The following is a 16623-nucleotide window of genomic DNA, read 5'->3' on the forward strand; positions in this document are numbered from 1 at the left end:
GAGGACCACATAAGGCACCTCAGGAACCGGAACCACATTTTCCTCAAGCGGCGATCGCCGCCTTACGCCTTGAGCCCGTCCCTTCCGGTAATAGGAGCGCCGACTATGACAGATAGCATTTTGCCAGCACCCATCACCTCCAACAGCAGCATCGTGAAGTTTTCGGGCTTCATCTGCCGTCAACAGGCTACAAGCCCAGCAGGTTTCGTTTGGCGATCGCCCCATCTGCGTTGAGTTCGAAAGGCTTCCTTATTATGGCGAGCCCAGTAAAAAATTGGTCGTGCTGATAATAATCTTAGAATAATTAGATAGAGATAAGTGAAGTTATCTCTATCTAAAATCCACGCAACTTTTCTTGTGGCGATGACTTCATTTCCTAAGCACCCCGTTTTACCGTTCGTGCAGCGTTCCCTCCCGGAAATCGTCATCGTGCCCATCGAGGGTGGTAAAGAGAAGGAACTCCGGCGATCGGCAAGGAGCCAGAGTTGAACAAAGATTGAAGTATTTCTTCAAGATGACAAAGGTGGGAGCTATCAGGTGGAATCAACATGTCTAAATTCTTAACTTACTTGTAAACTGGGAATGCAGGGATAGAAGCCCTACATTCCCATGTTTACAATCTGCGACAGATCGCTACATTACAGTTAACGGCTTAGTTCAACCCTAAGCCCAACCCTAGCCAAGCCCTAAACGAAAGGCGATTTTATCTGCCCACTCAGGGAAATCGATCAGGGGATTGCGGTTGCCTTGTTTCTTGAAAATTGCCGCGTTCCTGTGCTTTTCGTATTCTGTAGGAGAAAAATATTCGTGCCACTTCAGCAGCGTCTCTAGGCGATCTGCACCATACTCCTTCTCGTTGTCTTCCTTGTTAACTGCACCTGGATAGCGGAGTAAGAAGTAGAGTGTTGCTCGTGTGGTTTCTCCCTTGCCTTTCTTTGGCTCAAACTTGCCCCCTGAGAGCTTTCCACAGTTATCTCGAATAACGTCTCTTTCCTCAAAATCATCGAAATCAAAGTAGGGATAGTTGCTGCGAAAACTGTTGCAAGCGACTTCACAGGCGAACAGGTGATGCAGATCGCCCCGCATTGGTTCATTTTTACTAAACCAAGACTGTGGAACCACGTGTTCACAGTTGTAGGGAAGACTTGCCTCAAGCAAATTAATCTGCTGTCTGTATTGCTCTTGAGTGAGCATTGACTCTTTCAGCTTCAGTTCCTGAGTCCGCAGCGTTCGCAGGCGATCGATGCGGAAGTCCTCTTGAATCAGATCTTCTGGCTCAAACTTTTGTCCAGAATAGATGCTGCGAATTTTTAGATCTGGGTGTAAATCAACCCAGGGATAAAGCTGGCTTTTGGGGCTGTAGTTCAACTTATTTTTGTGCGTCTGTGTGAGTAAGTCGTTTAGTTCACGATAAAGTTCTTCTGGCTTGAGAGAACCCACTCGGTCTGGTAAATCACCGTAGTATTTTTCTCGATCTTGTTCATCCTCAACTTCGTCATAGTAAGGCTGTCTAGAAGCTTCTCTAAACTCAGCTAGGGCTGCTTCCAAGCTATCGGAGGGCTGCGAATCGGGCTCAACGCTATAGGTGTTTCTATTTTTTGTTGAATCCGTGACAGCGATCGTAGGTTGTCCCAAGCTCACACTTACTTGAATTGGAATTGTCCATGTCACCGTACCGTTGCTGCTGCTGGGCGAAAGATTGATAGAAGTGCTATCTGACTTGATAGACTCATTAGAATTTGGCTCTAACATTTCATTCCTCAACTGTTTTTGTTCTATCGAAAGCCTCTGCTGCTTGACGTGCTTGATGATGCGGCTAATTCGCGCTCCCTCATTTGCAAGCCAATCAACTTGTTCCTCACCCTGCTCTTCGCTCCACACTTCGCCGTCCATGTTGAGAATGCGTCCCTGGAAATCTCGCTTTGGTACACCTGAATGATGCAGGCCAACAACTTCCCACTGGTCATTAAACACCGGAGAGCCAGATGAACCTGGAGCGGTATCCGTTCGGTAGTGGAGAAAGTCTTCGAGTACGTCAACGAGTTGGTTTTCCCGCAATGCCAACTGTTTCCGCTTGCCGCTAGGGTGCTGGATGATGCTGACATATTCACCAATCACCACCTTGCCTTCCTGTTCAATCAGGCGATTCCAGCCAAACGAACTGAGACTAGAGCCATTACGTGGATCGTCTCTGATGGCGACAAGTGTGTAGTCGAGGCGATCGTCTGTCAAAAAGAAAGCGTCAGGATCAAAATTGAAAACTACCGATCGCAGTGGTTGTCCATCCAGGCCATCCTGGTAGTTAAATTCAATCTGACTGAACGACGAAACCCGACTGCTGGGTAAGATATGGTGATTGGTTAGGAGGAGCTGAGGAGATACCAAAAACCCAGTACCATAACCATCAATGCCTTGATTAGAAGATTGAATCCGAATACAGCCAACGGAGCGAGCAGCTTGAATGCCGAACTCTAGATAGTTCACGCTCATCAAGTCGCTTTTTAAGATCACTCGCTCTAGTGCAAAGTTGTCTAGTCCGGTGCGAGTGCGGGTGGTTGATGGAGCGGGGTCAAGTGCGCCTCGAACTAAAGCTTCTGCTGCAAACGATGGAACTCCCAGCCGTTCCAGTCGCTTTTCAACCCGCTGTGGGCTATCTGCTTGTAAAAGTAGCCCAGCCTTAATCTTGTTCTGATTGCGCTTGCGGATTTGTTCGCGTTCTGCAAATCGACGCTCAGTTGCCCTGACCAATCGCTTATCGACTTTCATACCTGCCTCAAGACTACTAGAAGTTCCGTACTGGAGTTACCCGGAAGCAAAAGCGTAACTTTACTTACCCTCTTAGTTCAGAGCAATTACTCTCCTTCAGGACAACATTCACGAGTTCATAAAACATTTCATACGAAACTTAAAGCAGCCATAAACTCGCTTACCATTTCATTTTGAGGAGTTTTTAACGGCTTAAAAGCACCCTTATGGGTGGTATGGTCAACTCAAAACAGCAGGTGAGAAAATCGGTTGTGTTGCAAAGAATGGTTTAGTGACGAAGGTATTATCAACTTAACCTGAGGGAAGAGATAGCATGCAGGATGCCGCCTTGATGGTCTGCTTCTACTATGTATTCCCGCCACCGCTTTCCTGCCGAAATTATTAGTTATCTTCATCAGGATTTGCTCGACCTTCTCTGTAACGATGACTTGATCTCCCATTGATCCCGTTTTGCCCATCATGGTCGTGCCCCTCGCCGGTGGCAAGGAACCGGAAACTCGGCGATCGCAACCTTCAGGCATGCACCACTTGAAATCCCACTGACTGGTGATCACAGTCGGCTTTAACCCAATAAATGATCAAAATTGCTGGAAAACCAACCGTTAGGTAGTCGTTCAGTCCTCAATCGAGGCGTTAAAAGTGGAGAGTTGCGATGAAGAGCAGGAGTTTGCATTGTGAGTAAACAGCCAAAAATGCCAGATAACAGTGCCCTGACTCCTTCCGAGTCAGATCAAGCAGATGCCAGGATGCTTCAGGTCGATGGCAATCGTCCGATTGATGAGAGTGATCTTCAGGTAGAGAGGATTTTGCCCATTGATGGCGATCGCCCCATCGTGGCGGATGACATTCGGGTACTCGCCACAATTGAAGTCGATGGCAGCCGTCCGATTGTGGCTAGTTCCTTAGAGTCGACCGAAACTCTGGGCATTGATGGCGACCGCCCTATTACGCCGAGCCATTTGGATGTGAAAGCAGTAGTTGACGAAGACGGCAGACGACCGATTGCGGCGGATAAAGTCCAAACTCGCAAGACATTCTCTCTCGATGGCGATCGCCCCATTATGGCAGATGAGCCAGAAAAGCCGGATATGCTCCGAGACTACATTGACTAGTAGGGACTGCTCCACATTTGGGGGTGAGTTTGAGCCAGGTTAGGCCAAGACCGGTTTTCCCGTAGCAACTGCCTGTTCCACAATATCAGCCGCACGCTGAACACCCCCAGCGCGCTGCGTTGCTTGCTGGAGTCTCAATACCTGTTGTTTGTAAGAGTCCTGACTCAGCACTTGTTGAATCACGTTTCGTAATCTGGGAACCTTTAACCGGCGCAGCGGCACACATTCCCCGGCTCCGGTCCAAGCAATCCGGGCTGCAACTCCTGGCTGATCATTTGCCACCGGAATGGCGACCATGGGCACTCCCTGCTGCACACATTCCATGGTGGTATTCATGCCGGCATGGGTAATCATGAGCACCGCTTTTTGCAGGAGCTCTAGCTGGGGAGCATACTCCACCACGAGCGGTTTTCCAGGCAAGTCGGGTAGAGATTCAGGTTTAGCAGACCCACCGAGAGAAATGACTAACTGAACCTCTAACCCTTCACAGGCGGCAGCAATCGTTTCGAACACCCATTGCAAGCGATTTTGCAGCGTTCCCATCGACGCATAGATCAAAGGCTTCCCATTCAGCTGGTCGTGGGGAAAGGGAACGGCAATCCGGCTAGCTGGGGTATGGTAAGTGCCGGTGAAGTGGAACCAGGGGGGTAATTCCTGCCGGGGAAATTCAAACTCAGCTGGGGCTTGACTGATCTGAGCCAAGGGGGAGTAAGCCTGATTCGGACTCGAGTAGCGGGGTAATTTCCACTCCCGACGATGGTCATCCAGCAAATCTCGCATCGGTTGAGCAATGCGCTCCAGGACGGCATACCCGAGCTGATTGCGCCACCTAGCCCATCTGGCTGGACTGTACCGCCAAGGGGTGCAAAAGGGGGGAATGCTTGGTTCTGCATTGAGCACGACCGCACTACATACCGTCACAAAGGGCAGCTGAAGCTGCTCTGCGATCGTGCCGCCTTCGACCACTCCCTGGTTGACCAGCAGCGCATCGACCCCCGCTGTTTTGATCGCAGCGGGCGCATCCCGCAGCATCACCATCGAGAGTTGGTTGAGCAGATGAATCGTATATTGCAAGGCAGCAAGTCCCTGCAATTGTCCGAGCTTGCTCAACCCCTCTGCACTTGCACCCATCGGAAACTCTGCTGCCCCCACCGGTGAAAAGGCGACTCCAGCTGCGAGTGTCTTGGGTTCTGCTTCCGGGATGCCAAACAGGGTCACACGGTGTCCCCGCCGCTGAAGTTCTTGCCCCAAGGGCAACATCGTGTGGAGTGGCCCGGTCGCTGCGCCAGGGGTCAGTATGCCAAAATGAGTCATAGTTCCCACCCAGATAAGTGAAGGCTTTGGGTCCGCACGACCCCCAGAAAGGAGTATTTCTATCTCCTTTGACCCAAAGAAGGCACTCAATCAGCTGAGCATCACTCCTCAGTCTCAAGAGGTTCGATAAATAGAACGATACCTTGTCGCTCAGTCACTCGCACGCGATCGCCCGGAGAGAGGCTGATGCGTTTGTGGGAGCGAGCAAACCAGAAGGAGGCTTGGTGCGAAACACGCCAAAGTCTTCCAGGCTCAATTACTTGCGAGACCTCTCCTTCCTGCTCGTGTGGAAACTCAGCAGGGTCTTGTTTTGCAAACAGAGCAAGAACCGCTTGAACAATACTAATCATCTTCAGTCTCCTGATGCAGTCAATCACGATGTGGATGAGTTCAGCTGGTGCCTTAGCACAAAGAAAAAGCTTCTACAATCAGCCCCCGATGAGTGTCAAACTCATTAAAATCAAATGCTGGACGGCGCTCAAACCAATGCTGTAGAACCTTCCGGGGTGACCAATCTAGACGGTTGGTTGCAAAAATAATTGGGTTCTTATGGGAATCACAGGCCTTAAAGTCAATCACCATGCGCACCCTGCCCAGTTTCACGATGTGCACACAGCAGGTGTAAATCCAGTGCATCTGTTGGGCGGTGATGACAGGTTGGTAGTGAGATTGAGGAATGAAGGAAACAAGGTCGTCGGCTCTTCTAATCTCCTTGTTTTGAAAAACTGCCTGCTTTCCATCGCTAAGCAGGTTGAAGTTACATAGATCAATGCTCCACTCACCGTGCAGCAAGGTAATCCAATCCAAACGAGCTTCAGCTAATTCATCGACTAAATCAATCAGATGAGCCAAGAGATGATGCTCATCAGCAAACTTGATCTCAGGTAGCGCAATCGATTGAGGGGTAGAGGCCCAATTGGTGTTGGCAGGTAGGGTCATCCACTGGCTGCGCTGTTGCCGCTGCTGCTTGGTTGCGCTCATTACGTTCTTCCTTAAAATGCTTCATCGATTTCTGCTGCTTCTTGTCTTTTAGTGGCAGGTAAAAGGCCTGTGTTACTGAAGAAGCCGAGCCAGAAAAGGAGCGCTGTGTAACGGTATGTAATCTTTTTGAGCCGCCTGTAACATCCGGGGATGAGCAGCCACTATTAGACAAAGCAAGCAAAAACCATTTTCCCTTGCCTTTGTGGTTGACTCCGTGGGGAGACACGTTGAAGGAGATCCTATGGACTGTTCGATTGATAACTTGGTTGAACAACTAATTCAAGCCAGTCAAAAACATGCTGCAACTCTTGGGGAATACCAGAGATTGGCACTACAGAGCGAGATGACTGAAGAGGAAGCGGACCGAATGGCAGCTATTTACACAGAGGCTGAAGCGTCACCCTTGCTAAACTTCCTCATCAACGAGTTGGATTATCGGCTAGGTCAGCATCTGGGATTGCTGAGCGATGACAAGCTCAATGAATACCAGGACCAACAGGCTTGCCTCCGAGAGCATCTACAGGGGATGACTCTCGACCATGAATACCGGAGGAAAGTACAACAGCTCCTGCAAGCACAGAAGTTTTATGACGGAGCGATTGATGGGGTTCTAGGGGAGCGCTCAGTTGCGGCAGTTGGACAATTTCAACGGGCGCAGCGGCTCAAAGAAGACGGAGTGCCTGGTCAACATACGTTCGCTGCTCTTCAATCTGGGTAAAGCTATGAGCCAATTCAAATTTGTCTTTGACGCGGAACATCCTGATCTCAAATCGTTTGAGTCTTTTATCCAGCAACTCCTGGAATTGCACCAACTCGTTGGAACTTATAATCCTGAAGACCTCATTGCGATCGCTTGTCATTCCAGTGAAAACCCCTCAGCCTCGAATTCAGTGATTACGATCCAGATGTCTTGGCTGAAGACTCGGTGTCTGGAGATCCTGCAACACGAGAATCGGCGCAAGTTTGATATTACTGTTGAAGCACTGTTCAGTATGGAAAACCCAGATGCACAGTCCTTCTGGTCTGGTGTTAGCCGCCACCTGTATCAGTTCCGGCTGAGTGGTACGTATGAGGTGAAAGACATTGTGGTTGAAGCCTATGCGATTGGCGTCAAGCAGATTGCCCAGGGAGGGGTAATCAAAAATCCCCTGGCTTGGCTGAGAGGGACTTGCTTCAATGTCGTGCGTGACTTTAGAAGGCAGCAAGACCGGCTAGAGCATCCCAAACTCGATGGAGAGGGACTCACTCCAGGCGGCGAGGCCCTCTCCGATTTAATCATTGCCGAGGATAGAAAAGCCTTACGGCTCGCTTTCAAGCAACTGACAGAGGAGGAGCGACAAATCCTGTGTGCCAGAATCTTGAAGGGACTATCTTGGCAGGCGATCGGTGAATCTCTGTCTGAGTCTGAAGGCGTTAGGATTAATGCCAATGCCAGCCGGCAGAGGGGATTTAGAGCCCTGGAGAGACTGCGTCAAGCTTATGAAGCAGCTCGACAAAATGTAGAGACTGTCGAGGATGAGCTAGAGTCCTCTGAGGACTGCGAATTGGATGACTTCGATCTAGAGAAAGGAGGTTAGCCAAACTTGAGAACTAGCCAGGTCAGCAAGGGTGAGTAGCACTGAGTACTCACCCTTTTTTGGTGTTCTAAGATTCAGTAATTTGTAACTGTCTTAGCATTTGGTCTAGACGCTCATTTGCCTGCTTCTGGCGCTCAGCAGCATCTTTTGAAAGTTGATGAGAATAAACACCTGAGGCCAGTCCCGCTGCGGTCGTCACTGAACCTTCGGACGCATTGCCAGTCAGCAGCAAAGCAGCCCCTCCAAAACCTAGAACAGTGCCGAAAGTGGTCATCAGCATGGCAATGAAGAAACTTAGATGGGATTGGTCAGCACTCTGTTTCGACTGCCGGATACCTTCTTCAATCACACTTTTCAACACCGTGGATGGTTCATCAGCAGGAGCCTGATCAGTCTGGTTATGGTAGCGAACAATTGGGCTTGTGGTCATGGCATACTACCTTTCTGAAGCAAGGATGTGGGCACGGTATCGACCCGCAATGGCTTGAAAGCACCCATGCTGATCGAGTTATATATGAATGTGGTTTTGTAAGTGCCTTTAGTACGCTTTAGCCCCAAAAAACTGACTGAGGTTAGAAGAACGATCCCCGCTGATGTTGAGAGAATTGAAGCGATCGCCCCCTCTATTCATCGGTTTAGCCTGAGCTTCCGATTCATTGGTTGCTCTCCTAGGGAGCGCGACATGATAGGTGTAAAAAACTGCAAGTTATCTTCAAATCTAGCTTGGCTCCAAGCAAGGCGATCGCTGATGCATTCCTCCTCTGACCCAGTTCTGCCCATCGTGATTGTGCCGGTCGACGGCGGCAAGGAAGCGGAACCCTGGCGAGAAGAACCGCCGGATATGCGCCACTGGCAGATTGAAGAGTTCTTGCGCCAAACGGGCAAGGCAGAGAATACCCAGCGGGCTTATCGAGGGCAGTTGGTACGATTTGCAGCTTGGTGTCCCAAATCTTGGCTGGATGTGACACCAAGCGATATCGGCAAGTATCGTCGGGAATTGAAACTCCAGGGGTTAAAGCCTGCGTCAGTGAATCATGCCCTAAATACACTGCGGTCGTTCTACCAGTGGTTGAGGCGGAGCAATGGCTACCCCGTGAACAAACCCCTTCCGACAGATGCGATCGACTTGGAGCGCCAGGAGGAACCCCAGGCTGATCATTTGGAAACTGAGGATTTGAGTCAATTGTGGACAGCGCTGGAACTAGATGAGCGAACTCGGGTCCGTGATCGCGCCATTATTGCTGTGTTGAGTCATGGGCTACGAGCATCGGAGGCTTCGGCACTCAATGTGGAGCATTGGAACAGCAAGATTCTCAAGGTGCATCGTTCGAAGGGGCAGAATGTGAGTGAAGTTCCCCTGAATCGGGAAGCAAGGCAATATCTAGAGGCTTATCTGGAGTGGCGACAGCAGCGGGGCGGTGTGTTTGAACCGTTGCTGGAGAGCCCCATGTTTTTGTGCCAAGACCCGAAGAACGTAGGCAAGCGGTTGGGATACAAGGGCTTACATCGGATGGTGAAGAAGTTGGGGGCGATCGCGGGAGTGGAGGGACTGAATCCGCATCGCTTCCGGCATACGTTTGGCACGGAAGTCACGCGCCGCGGGGTTGATCCGTTGTTCGGCAAGGAGTTGATGGGGATTAAGAGCGATCGCGTCTTTCAGCGCTACACCAAAGGCGTCTTCAAGCAGGCTGCTGCTGAAGCTTACTTGCAGGCGATCGGGGAGCTTGAGTAGTTTTAATTTAGCCCAACTAGCAATGAGTACTAGGACAGTAATAAACGCCTTTGCTCCGATGTTAGTTGGCGGATCGTAGCCTTTAATGCCTCAAAATCTACTTCTTGGTTCCTCTGAGCTGGATCTACTGCTGGTAAACCTGCACATACACGGTCGATCCTTTTTTGTAACTCGACTTCGATCATTCGGGTTTTCTGCTGAGGTCTCCTTTTGTCGTAAATATACTCTAACGTTTCAATTTTATGACCCATTGCTGTTGCTAAGGAGGCAAGCATTGCTCGACTACAGCCTGAATCAAGCATATGAACCGCATAGATAGAGCGAAGCAAATGGGGGGTTATAAACTTTTCCGTGAATCGATAGGCAGCTCGGGCAAATTTAGCACCAAAATCTCCTTGCCGATAAGCCGTACCTGTCTCGCGTCCCACAAACAGATAACCTGGCTGTTGTTTAAGAATGCAAAGGTCTCTTTCTTGCTCAATCGTTTGAGGATCTTTGGCAATGGATGAGCGAAGTTCATAAAACTTGAAATTCTTACTTGGCTGTTCCATTGTTTGGCCTACGCTTAGCCAGTTGCCGTAATGATCTCGCCAGTAACCCATTAGATAAGCTTCGATGAAATCGTAAAAGCGCTTACCCTGGTACACTCCTCGGTCCAGCACAACAATGCGTTGATATTTATGAGACTCACCGCTCTTAGCCGCTTGACTAGGAGTATCCTTGAACCATAATGCAACTCTTTCTAAGTATCGATCAGTAGGGGGAACTGTACCTAGATAGGCTCCAAATCGCTCTAGAGTAGCTGGATCTTGATACACAATCTGGCGTGTAAGGTAACTGTATTTGATTTCGTTCTTGTTCCAACGTTCTTTAGGCAATGGCCAGATCCACTCACCGTCTCTCAGATCGGGCGGTTTTTCGTCAAGAGAACAGCTCATTGCAACTTTACCAGTGCGCCATTCTCCAGAGCGACGTGGTGGCATGAGCGACATAAAACCCCACAGGGTGGCATCTTGAAAGCTACTTGCTATGGAATTTTGGGTGCGTAAATTCTCAAATCCTGTTTTTGACTCTGTACAGGCAAACAGCGGTAAAGTAACCTTTTGAATAATTTCTGGCAGGTCAAGCCATTTATTTTCTATTGGAATTGGTTCTAGTTCGTCTTCCGCTAGATCATCATAATATTCAATAAGCTCTCGAATTACCTGCATTACAGGAATGTCATTGCCATGCCTGTCGCTATATTTACCTAAATATTGGAACTGTGCTAATCGAGTTAATCCAGCTAAGTATCCACAAATAGTTCCATATTGATTACCACGTTCTCGCAGAAATTGAGCAAAACCAACAAAATAGTCACGAAATTCTTCAGCAGCGGCATTAGCCTCAAACCCTTGTAATTCAGTTCTGCGGATTACTAAATCTAATGAAAGCTTGTCCCTGGGAACATCACAATGAAAATGTAACCATCCAAGAATGGCACGAATGACTTGTAATCGATTCGTTACAGTTTCTTCCCGAACAGCTTTTGCACGACGTTTTTGATAAAAGTTTGCTTGCAAATACTGTTGATATTCCTGAATTTCCTTTGAAAGCTGAATCGTAAACTCTCGTTCAAGTAATCGATAACGGCTGAGATCAACAGGGCTTCTCCTAGTCCTAAGGCTTCTTGGCACACTCTTACTTTTAGGTGCAATTTTGTGGACTTGCTGAATAGTGTCAGGATCAACTAAGATACTTTTTTTAAAACACCACTGCACAAACTTATTAATATGAGAGCGAGGCACAGAGCGTTGCTTAGAATCTTTTTGGGCAATGTCAAATCCATGCTCTATAGCTTTCCTCCAATCAAACATTTTTTCAATTGGTAAATTCGCCAAAGCATATTTTGCATTTTCAATATCTTTAGCTGTTGAGCGTATAGGAGCTGACGGAAAGCCCCACCCTGGTAACAGGAACTTTCGGATAGCTGACATTAATTCACGGAATTGTTGTTCACCTTGCTCGCCTAGTTCTTTTTCAAAGTACTGAAGAGAGCCTAATATAGTTTGCATTTTCTTGGTTGTAAGTTATTAGGTTTACAAGTTAAATGGTTATTAGCTCTAAACTGAAAAATCTTTGGTTGCAATATCGGTTGCATCCCAACAAGATGCTTGGCAAGCCTAAATTATTGGGACGCTAAAACTCCAGTAGTACGCCCACAAGGCATTAAACTTGCAGTCTTTGCCTGTGCCTTCAAGCATTTTTAAGCCAACCATTTGAAAATTCAGCATTCAAATGAATGAACTTTGGTGGGAAAATGCTAGCTATCACTGAAAGTCAGGCTAGGAAAGCATTTCATTGATTACTCAAAGGCTTTACTGCTTTGTGTTCAATGCAAGCTTTATATAGCTTTAGCAATTTTGTCCGGGTTATACGGCCCAAGCTTTGAACGAATTTTTACATAAGTAAAGGCCAGAAAGCTTATTCTGTAAGAACTTCTAAAGAATTTATCGAATAGTACTATATATAATTAAATTCTAAATTTAGGTATAAGAGTCATCAAAGCCTTAGCCCGTCTAGATAAATTAGTTTTAGAATTTCTAAATAAGGGTTGGTTTTATTTATGCTCGATAAGCCTGATGGATGGACTCCTGAGTGGCAAGCTGCACTCATCAAAGCAAAATTAGAGGTTCCATGTTTCAGAACAGGACTCACTACAGCTGAGTTTGCTGAACTTGCAGGAGTTCGTCTAAGCGCAGTCAATAGAGCTGCTAAACAAGGAATTGAGGCTTTTAAGAAACGATTCGGCGAAGGCTGCGACTTTGAAGAAGTGGGGAGTAAGAAACAACCCTTTAGACGTATCTATACATTTTCCGGATATATTCATCCTTCTATATGGAAGTCGCCTTGTCCTGAAGTTATAACGCCCCACGAGTTTGCTGCTCTCCATCAGATCAATTCTGGTATTGAAACTTTAGCTGCATATGCTCGTCGGGGACATATTTGGTTTCGGCGACGTTTTCCTGGATGGGACTTCTTAGAACTTAAGGCCAGTTATTCATCCTGTATTACCCGCTGGTATGGACGGATTGAAGATATTGGCGAACAAGAAGAGGAGCCAATACCAAATGACAATCTCACTGCAAGCCAATTTGCACGGCTGCAAGGGCTATCAGAATCGGGTGTGAGGCTTATGGTGAGACGAGGCTCCCAAACTTTTACAGAACAGTTTCCTGGGTGGTCATTTTGTCTTCATGGACCAAAAGCATTTTTTTATCGACTAGGGAATGAGCTAGAAATTTTAACTATTCGACAGTTCGCTAAACGAATGGGGATTTCCACCACGCCCATCACTTCACTGGTTCATCAGGGACGTCTTAGTGAAAGATTTCCAGATTGGAAAGCTCGCTTGACTGGTCTTAAATCTCCTAAGTGGTTTATATACCGATGTGATGAGGAAACTGCACTACCTCCCGAAGGTGCAATGTCGCTTAAAGAGTTTGCAGATGCAGCACGAATGTCTGAGGATTCCTTAGGTGAAAGAGTCCGTCGAGGTGAGTTAAGTAGCATCTATCCCGAGTGGAAGACTCAAAGAGATAAGAGGAATCGTTGGGCTATATACCCAGAGAATAAAGATGTGCTTTTACCCCCTCGAACAATTGTAGAAATTGAAAACCTGTTGACGGTCAAGCAGTTCATAGATTTGTTCCACATTAATCAGTCTGCTTTCGATCTTTGGATAAAAAGTCCTTCCCTCTTTGCTGTTCAAGCTCCTGGATGGTCAATTGTTCAACTGCCAAGCCCTTTGCACCACCATAGAATTTGGCTTAAGCCCCCTCAATAAACTGGTTAGCTAATAACGAGAAAAATCGCTGAAAGCTTTGAGAGGAGACTTGTAATTCGGGTGATGAGTTAGAGCACAGAAAGTTGAAGTTTATAACCTTGGGTTGTAACCATTTGCTATTGATTTAGTAATTAGAAGGGGTTACAACGTGAGAGATTGAGAGATGAGCTAACTCTCGTTGAAGGTGCCGTCGATCTAATATTTGCTGCACCGTTTCCCAAGCTTCTGCGACAATCCACACCGAGCGCTTTTGGTTTCTGCCTTGGCGGCGAGCGGCAGTTTGAATGCCGAGCTGTAATAAAAGGCGTCGGAAGATCCAGAGATTATTACCCTGCTCAGGGTCGTCGGGGATTTTGAACCCTAACCAGCGCTTCACATCCTGAGCATAGCCACGAGCGATCGCGCCTAGGGGTTCTAAGTCTTCATTCGTCCATTCCTGACCAGGGACTAAAAACGGGAGTAATCCCAGTAGCACCCGAGCTACTCGTTCCCCTTCTGCAGTCGGTAAGTCAGGTATCCACAACCCCTGCTTCCACACACTCTGCTTGGCGATCGCTTCAGTCGTTTTCTGAGCAGCCAGGACTGGGTAAAGGAGCATCTCTAAGCGGGCAATCTGACCCCGGCGTTTACCTCGCTCATCAAAGGCGACTAATTCTAGGGTGACCGCTTCTAAAGGAACGGCATAAAAGTCAGCTAGTCGTGTCTTCTCTAGAGCGCGTTTTTCTTCCAGGCTCAAGACTTCTTTCGCTTCTAGAGCTAGTCGCTCTGTGGTGCTTAATGCGGGGGCGGTAGAAATCGCTTGATACTCCAGGGCACGATTGTGCTGTTTAGCTTCCTGCACTCGTTGCTTGATCGGTTGCATCGGCTCTGCTGCGATCGCTTCTACGGTATTACCTTCATAGAGCAGTCGGGCTTGCAACTGATCCCGTAAGTGCCACATGGCTCGATTGAGGCTAGCAGTAATATCCGCCCACAAATGCAGATGGGGGTTCTGCTCCCAATCGACTTCAGCAGCTAGAACCGGAATCAAGTCGGGATGTAAACTGGAGCGAATCAAGGCCGCTTCTTGGTCAAACTTCGTCTTCAGCGATCGCTTGATTTGCCAAGGGTACTCGCTGCGGTCCACCTCAGAGAAGTTCTTGCCTTGGGCAGCACACCAAACGACGCGCGGAATGGGAGCACGGACGCGACTGAGGGCTTGAGCCGCATCTGCATCTGGAATCGTTCCGAAGAAGACGCCATAGACAACAGCAAAGTGAGCGATTTCAATACTCACTCCAGTCGCCATCGAGGGCGTGGCAATCACCACATCGTAGTGAGGAGCCTGCTCGTTAATATGGCGAACAAATTCAACCGCTTCTTCATTCCCAGAGGTATCACTGGTAATTTTGATGCGGCGCTTCTCAGGGGGGAGCATGGCGGCGATCGCATCAGCGTAGTCCTTGGAGTCGGTTTGTAGCAGCACAGTTTTACCTGCCTGAATATCCTCTAGTAGTTGAGCTGTGATGGCAGAATCGTTAGGGCAATGCAGAAACTGCACCGGATAGCCTTGCGGTTGGTAATGGTTGTAAATCAAGTTCACGCCACTGTCCTCCCCTCGGAGTTGTTGCAGGTACTTCAGAGTGGAGTCATTCAGGTCGGCGTCGGCCACCACAACTCGATGAGCCACGCGCATCAGCCAGTGTAATCGAGCTAGGAGAGCGGGACGTTTGCCATCTTTGCGGCAGGTATTTGATGTTAATAGATGCGTCAAAACTTGGCAGACTTCATCAATCACAAGGTCACAGCCGATAAATTGGTTGGGGTCAATGGAAAGCAGTGAATCGACACAGAGCCCTAAGCGCTGAGTCGTCCGTTCTCCCTGAGCATCAATCCACTGTCCATTGGCTTTATCCGCATCACTTTTCCAGGTGAGCCCCATGCGTTCAGCCAGCGATCGCCCTAGGCAACGGCGGTGGGTTAGGAGCAAGACTTTGGGAGAATCAGCCACGAGTTGTGCCATCAGCTTAGTTTTTCCTGTACCTTTGCTGGAGCAGATAGCCAGGATGCCAGCGGGGTTAAGTTGACGGGCAGGACTGGCATCAGAAGGTGTGAGGGCCGGGAACTGAAGTTGGGACAAGTCAGGAGCATTGAGAACTAAGCTGGGAGAGTAAGTAATCTTTTGCCGCTGTTGCTGCACCCACTGCCAGTGGCTCAGGGAGGCGGCTTGGGAGTAAAGGGTTTGAAACGCCTCAGCACCTTGGCTGACGATAAAGTCATCAACTCCTTTCTCAGGTCCCGGCAAGCAGATGACTTGTACCTCGCAGCCTTGCTGCTCCAGCAACTTGCCAGTTTTGAGGATGGCCAGGTTGACGTTTTTGATGGTTTGGGGTTTGCGGTCGTGGTCGAAGCAGAAGTAAAAGCGGCGACCGGGGACGGCAAATAGAGCTAGCTCTGGGATCAAGGACTCGGCCCAGACTTTACCGGCTTCATTGCGCTGGACGCGCCGACCGTTGAAGATGCCAGGCAAAGCGATCGCCACGTAGCCGTTGCTAAGTAAACAAGCCGCTTTTTTGGCTCCTTCGACCAGAATGATTGGGATGGCAGGATCCTCTAGCACCCACTGCCAAAACCCTGAGGCGGTTTCAGATTCAACAGCTTGGGTCTCTCTCGGACTCTCTACTTCAGTGGCAGTGACTCCATAGCGAGTTGCGATTTCCAGCCACAGGTGCGGAGTCAGGTTGAGGAAGAAAGCGCGAGTCGGCAGCTTCGGCGGATGCTCGTACTTAATGACCTTAGACTTCTCTAAGTCGATGCGGGGCCGGTTGGGTTTGAAGCAACCCCAGAGCATCGGTTGCCAATCATCCAGTGGGTCCAGGCCATTACACCACCAACCGCCAAACTCGACATGAGCGTACTGACGCATCAGCCGCGTGACGAGCCGTCCGGAGTTAGTGCGTTCTAACTGTGCAGAGTAACAAAGATAGTCGTAAGGGGTCTCCCCATCCAGACTTTTGATGCTTCTGGCAATCAGTTCGGAGTCAACCCCACTCTTGAGCCACTCTTGCCAATGGGGGGGTTGGATATGAGCTGAATCTACATCCTGAGGTGCTTCCCCAAGATGAGTCCTCAGCAAAACTTGAATATTCACGATAAAGCTCCCTAATCCTTACTAAGTAAGGGATAGAGAGTTATGCGCTATAGGGACCACAATCCTAACTGTGGCTGAAGCTGCTGAAATTTCAAAGCGGAATTTATGTAAATTCCAATTGAATTCCGTGACAAATCGAGTTAATATAGGCGCATAACGATGTGGGCGACCTAACTGCAGCCGCC

Annotated in this window: 13 protein-coding genes and 1 pseudogene; 6 read left to right on the forward strand and 8 right to left on the reverse strand. The window is 48.6% G+C overall.

Features of this window, described 5'->3' with window-relative positions; all coding sequences use genetic code 11:
• Positions 1-225, reverse strand: a pseudogene (locus tag H6F90_RS11765) (hypothetical protein); the annotation flags it as partial.
• A 138-nt stretch (positions 226-363) separates the two neighbouring features.
• Here H6F90_RS11765 and H6F90_RS31125 point away from each other — a divergent pair.
• A complete protein-coding gene (locus H6F90_RS31125) occupies positions 364-489 on the forward strand; it encodes a hypothetical protein (protein ID WP_255524991.1) in 126 nt (41 codons plus the stop codon).
• Positions 490-675: 186 nt separating this feature from the next.
• On the opposite strand, the gene H6F90_RS11770 is transcribed toward H6F90_RS31125, so the two are convergent.
• Complete coding sequence (locus H6F90_RS11770) at positions 676-2766, reverse strand: endonuclease (RefSeq protein WP_190552660.1); 2091 nt, start codon at positions 2764-2766, stop codon at positions 676-678.
• A 674-nt stretch (positions 2767-3440) separates the two neighbouring features.
• Between H6F90_RS11770 and H6F90_RS11775 the strand changes: the two genes are divergently transcribed.
• On the forward strand, positions 3441-3878 hold the full coding sequence (locus H6F90_RS11775; RefSeq protein ID WP_242024433.1) for a hypothetical protein: 438 nt from the start codon (positions 3441-3443) through the stop codon (positions 3876-3878).
• A gap of 39 nt (positions 3879-3917) precedes the next feature.
• Here the strand turns inward: H6F90_RS11775 and H6F90_RS11780 are convergent, their stop codons facing one another.
• The 3 genes from H6F90_RS11780 to H6F90_RS11790 form a co-directional block, all read right to left on the reverse strand.
• The gene (locus H6F90_RS11780) at positions 3918-5192 is read right to left on the reverse strand and encodes a glycosyltransferase (protein WP_190552661.1); all 1275 of its coding nucleotides are present in this window, start codon (positions 5190-5192) and stop codon (positions 3918-3920) included.
• Positions 5193-5293: 101 nt separating this feature from the next.
• Complete coding sequence (locus H6F90_RS11785; protein ID WP_190552662.1) at positions 5294-5542, reverse strand: NfeD family protein; 249 nt, start codon at positions 5540-5542, stop codon at positions 5294-5296.
• Between the two features lie 52 nt (positions 5543-5594).
• Positions 5595-6173 (reverse strand): hypothetical protein, encoded by a 579-nt coding sequence (locus tag H6F90_RS11790; RefSeq protein ID WP_190552663.1) that lies wholly within the window; start codon positions 6171-6173, stop codon positions 5595-5597.
• 241 nt (positions 6174-6414) lie between these two features.
• Between H6F90_RS11790 and H6F90_RS11795 the strand changes: the two genes are divergently transcribed.
• Together H6F90_RS11795 and H6F90_RS11800 are read left to right on the forward strand one after the other, a co-directional pair.
• Entirely contained in the window at positions 6415-6891 is a 477-nt protein-coding gene (locus tag H6F90_RS11795; protein WP_190552664.1) for a peptidoglycan-binding protein, read from the forward strand.
• A 4-nt stretch (positions 6892-6895) separates the two neighbouring features.
• Entirely contained in the window at positions 6896-7750 is an 855-nt protein-coding gene (locus H6F90_RS11800; protein ID WP_190552665.1) for an RNA polymerase sigma factor, read from the forward strand.
• Positions 7751-7817: 67 nt separating this feature from the next.
• Here the strand turns inward: H6F90_RS11800 and H6F90_RS11805 are convergent, their stop codons facing one another.
• On the reverse strand, positions 7818-8180 hold the full coding sequence (locus tag H6F90_RS11805; protein ID WP_190552666.1) for a hypothetical protein: 363 nt from the start codon (positions 8178-8180) through the stop codon (positions 7818-7820).
• A gap of 102 nt (positions 8181-8282) precedes the next feature.
• Between H6F90_RS11805 and H6F90_RS11810 the strand changes: the two genes are divergently transcribed.
• Positions 8283-9482, forward strand: a complete 1200-nt coding sequence (locus H6F90_RS11810) for a tyrosine-type recombinase/integrase (RefSeq protein WP_370588002.1) — start codon at positions 8283-8285, stop codon at positions 9480-9482.
• A gap of 29 nt (positions 9483-9511) precedes the next feature.
• Here H6F90_RS11810 and H6F90_RS11815 read toward each other — a convergent pair whose 3' ends face one another.
• Positions 9512-11536 (reverse strand): site-specific integrase, encoded by a 2025-nt coding sequence (locus tag H6F90_RS11815; protein ID WP_190552667.1) that lies wholly within the window; start codon positions 11534-11536, stop codon positions 9512-9514.
• Between the two features lie 551 nt (positions 11537-12087).
• Here H6F90_RS11815 and H6F90_RS11820 point away from each other — a divergent pair.
• Positions 12088-13308, forward strand: a complete 1221-nt coding sequence (locus tag H6F90_RS11820) for a hypothetical protein (protein WP_190552668.1) — start codon at positions 12088-12090, stop codon at positions 13306-13308.
• A 124-nt stretch (positions 13309-13432) separates the two neighbouring features.
• On the opposite strand, the gene H6F90_RS11825 is transcribed toward H6F90_RS11820, so the two are convergent.
• The gene (locus H6F90_RS11825; protein WP_190552669.1) at positions 13433-16438 is read right to left on the reverse strand and encodes a plasmid replication protein, CyRepA1 family; all 3006 of its coding nucleotides are present in this window, start codon (positions 16436-16438) and stop codon (positions 13433-13435) included.
• Positions 16439-16623: the final 185 nt, after the last annotated feature.

The sequence above is a fragment of the Trichocoleus sp. FACHB-591 genome, assembly GCF_014695845.1.
Classification (GTDB): Bacteria; Cyanobacteriota; Cyanobacteriia; order FACHB-46; family FACHB-46; genus Trichocoleus.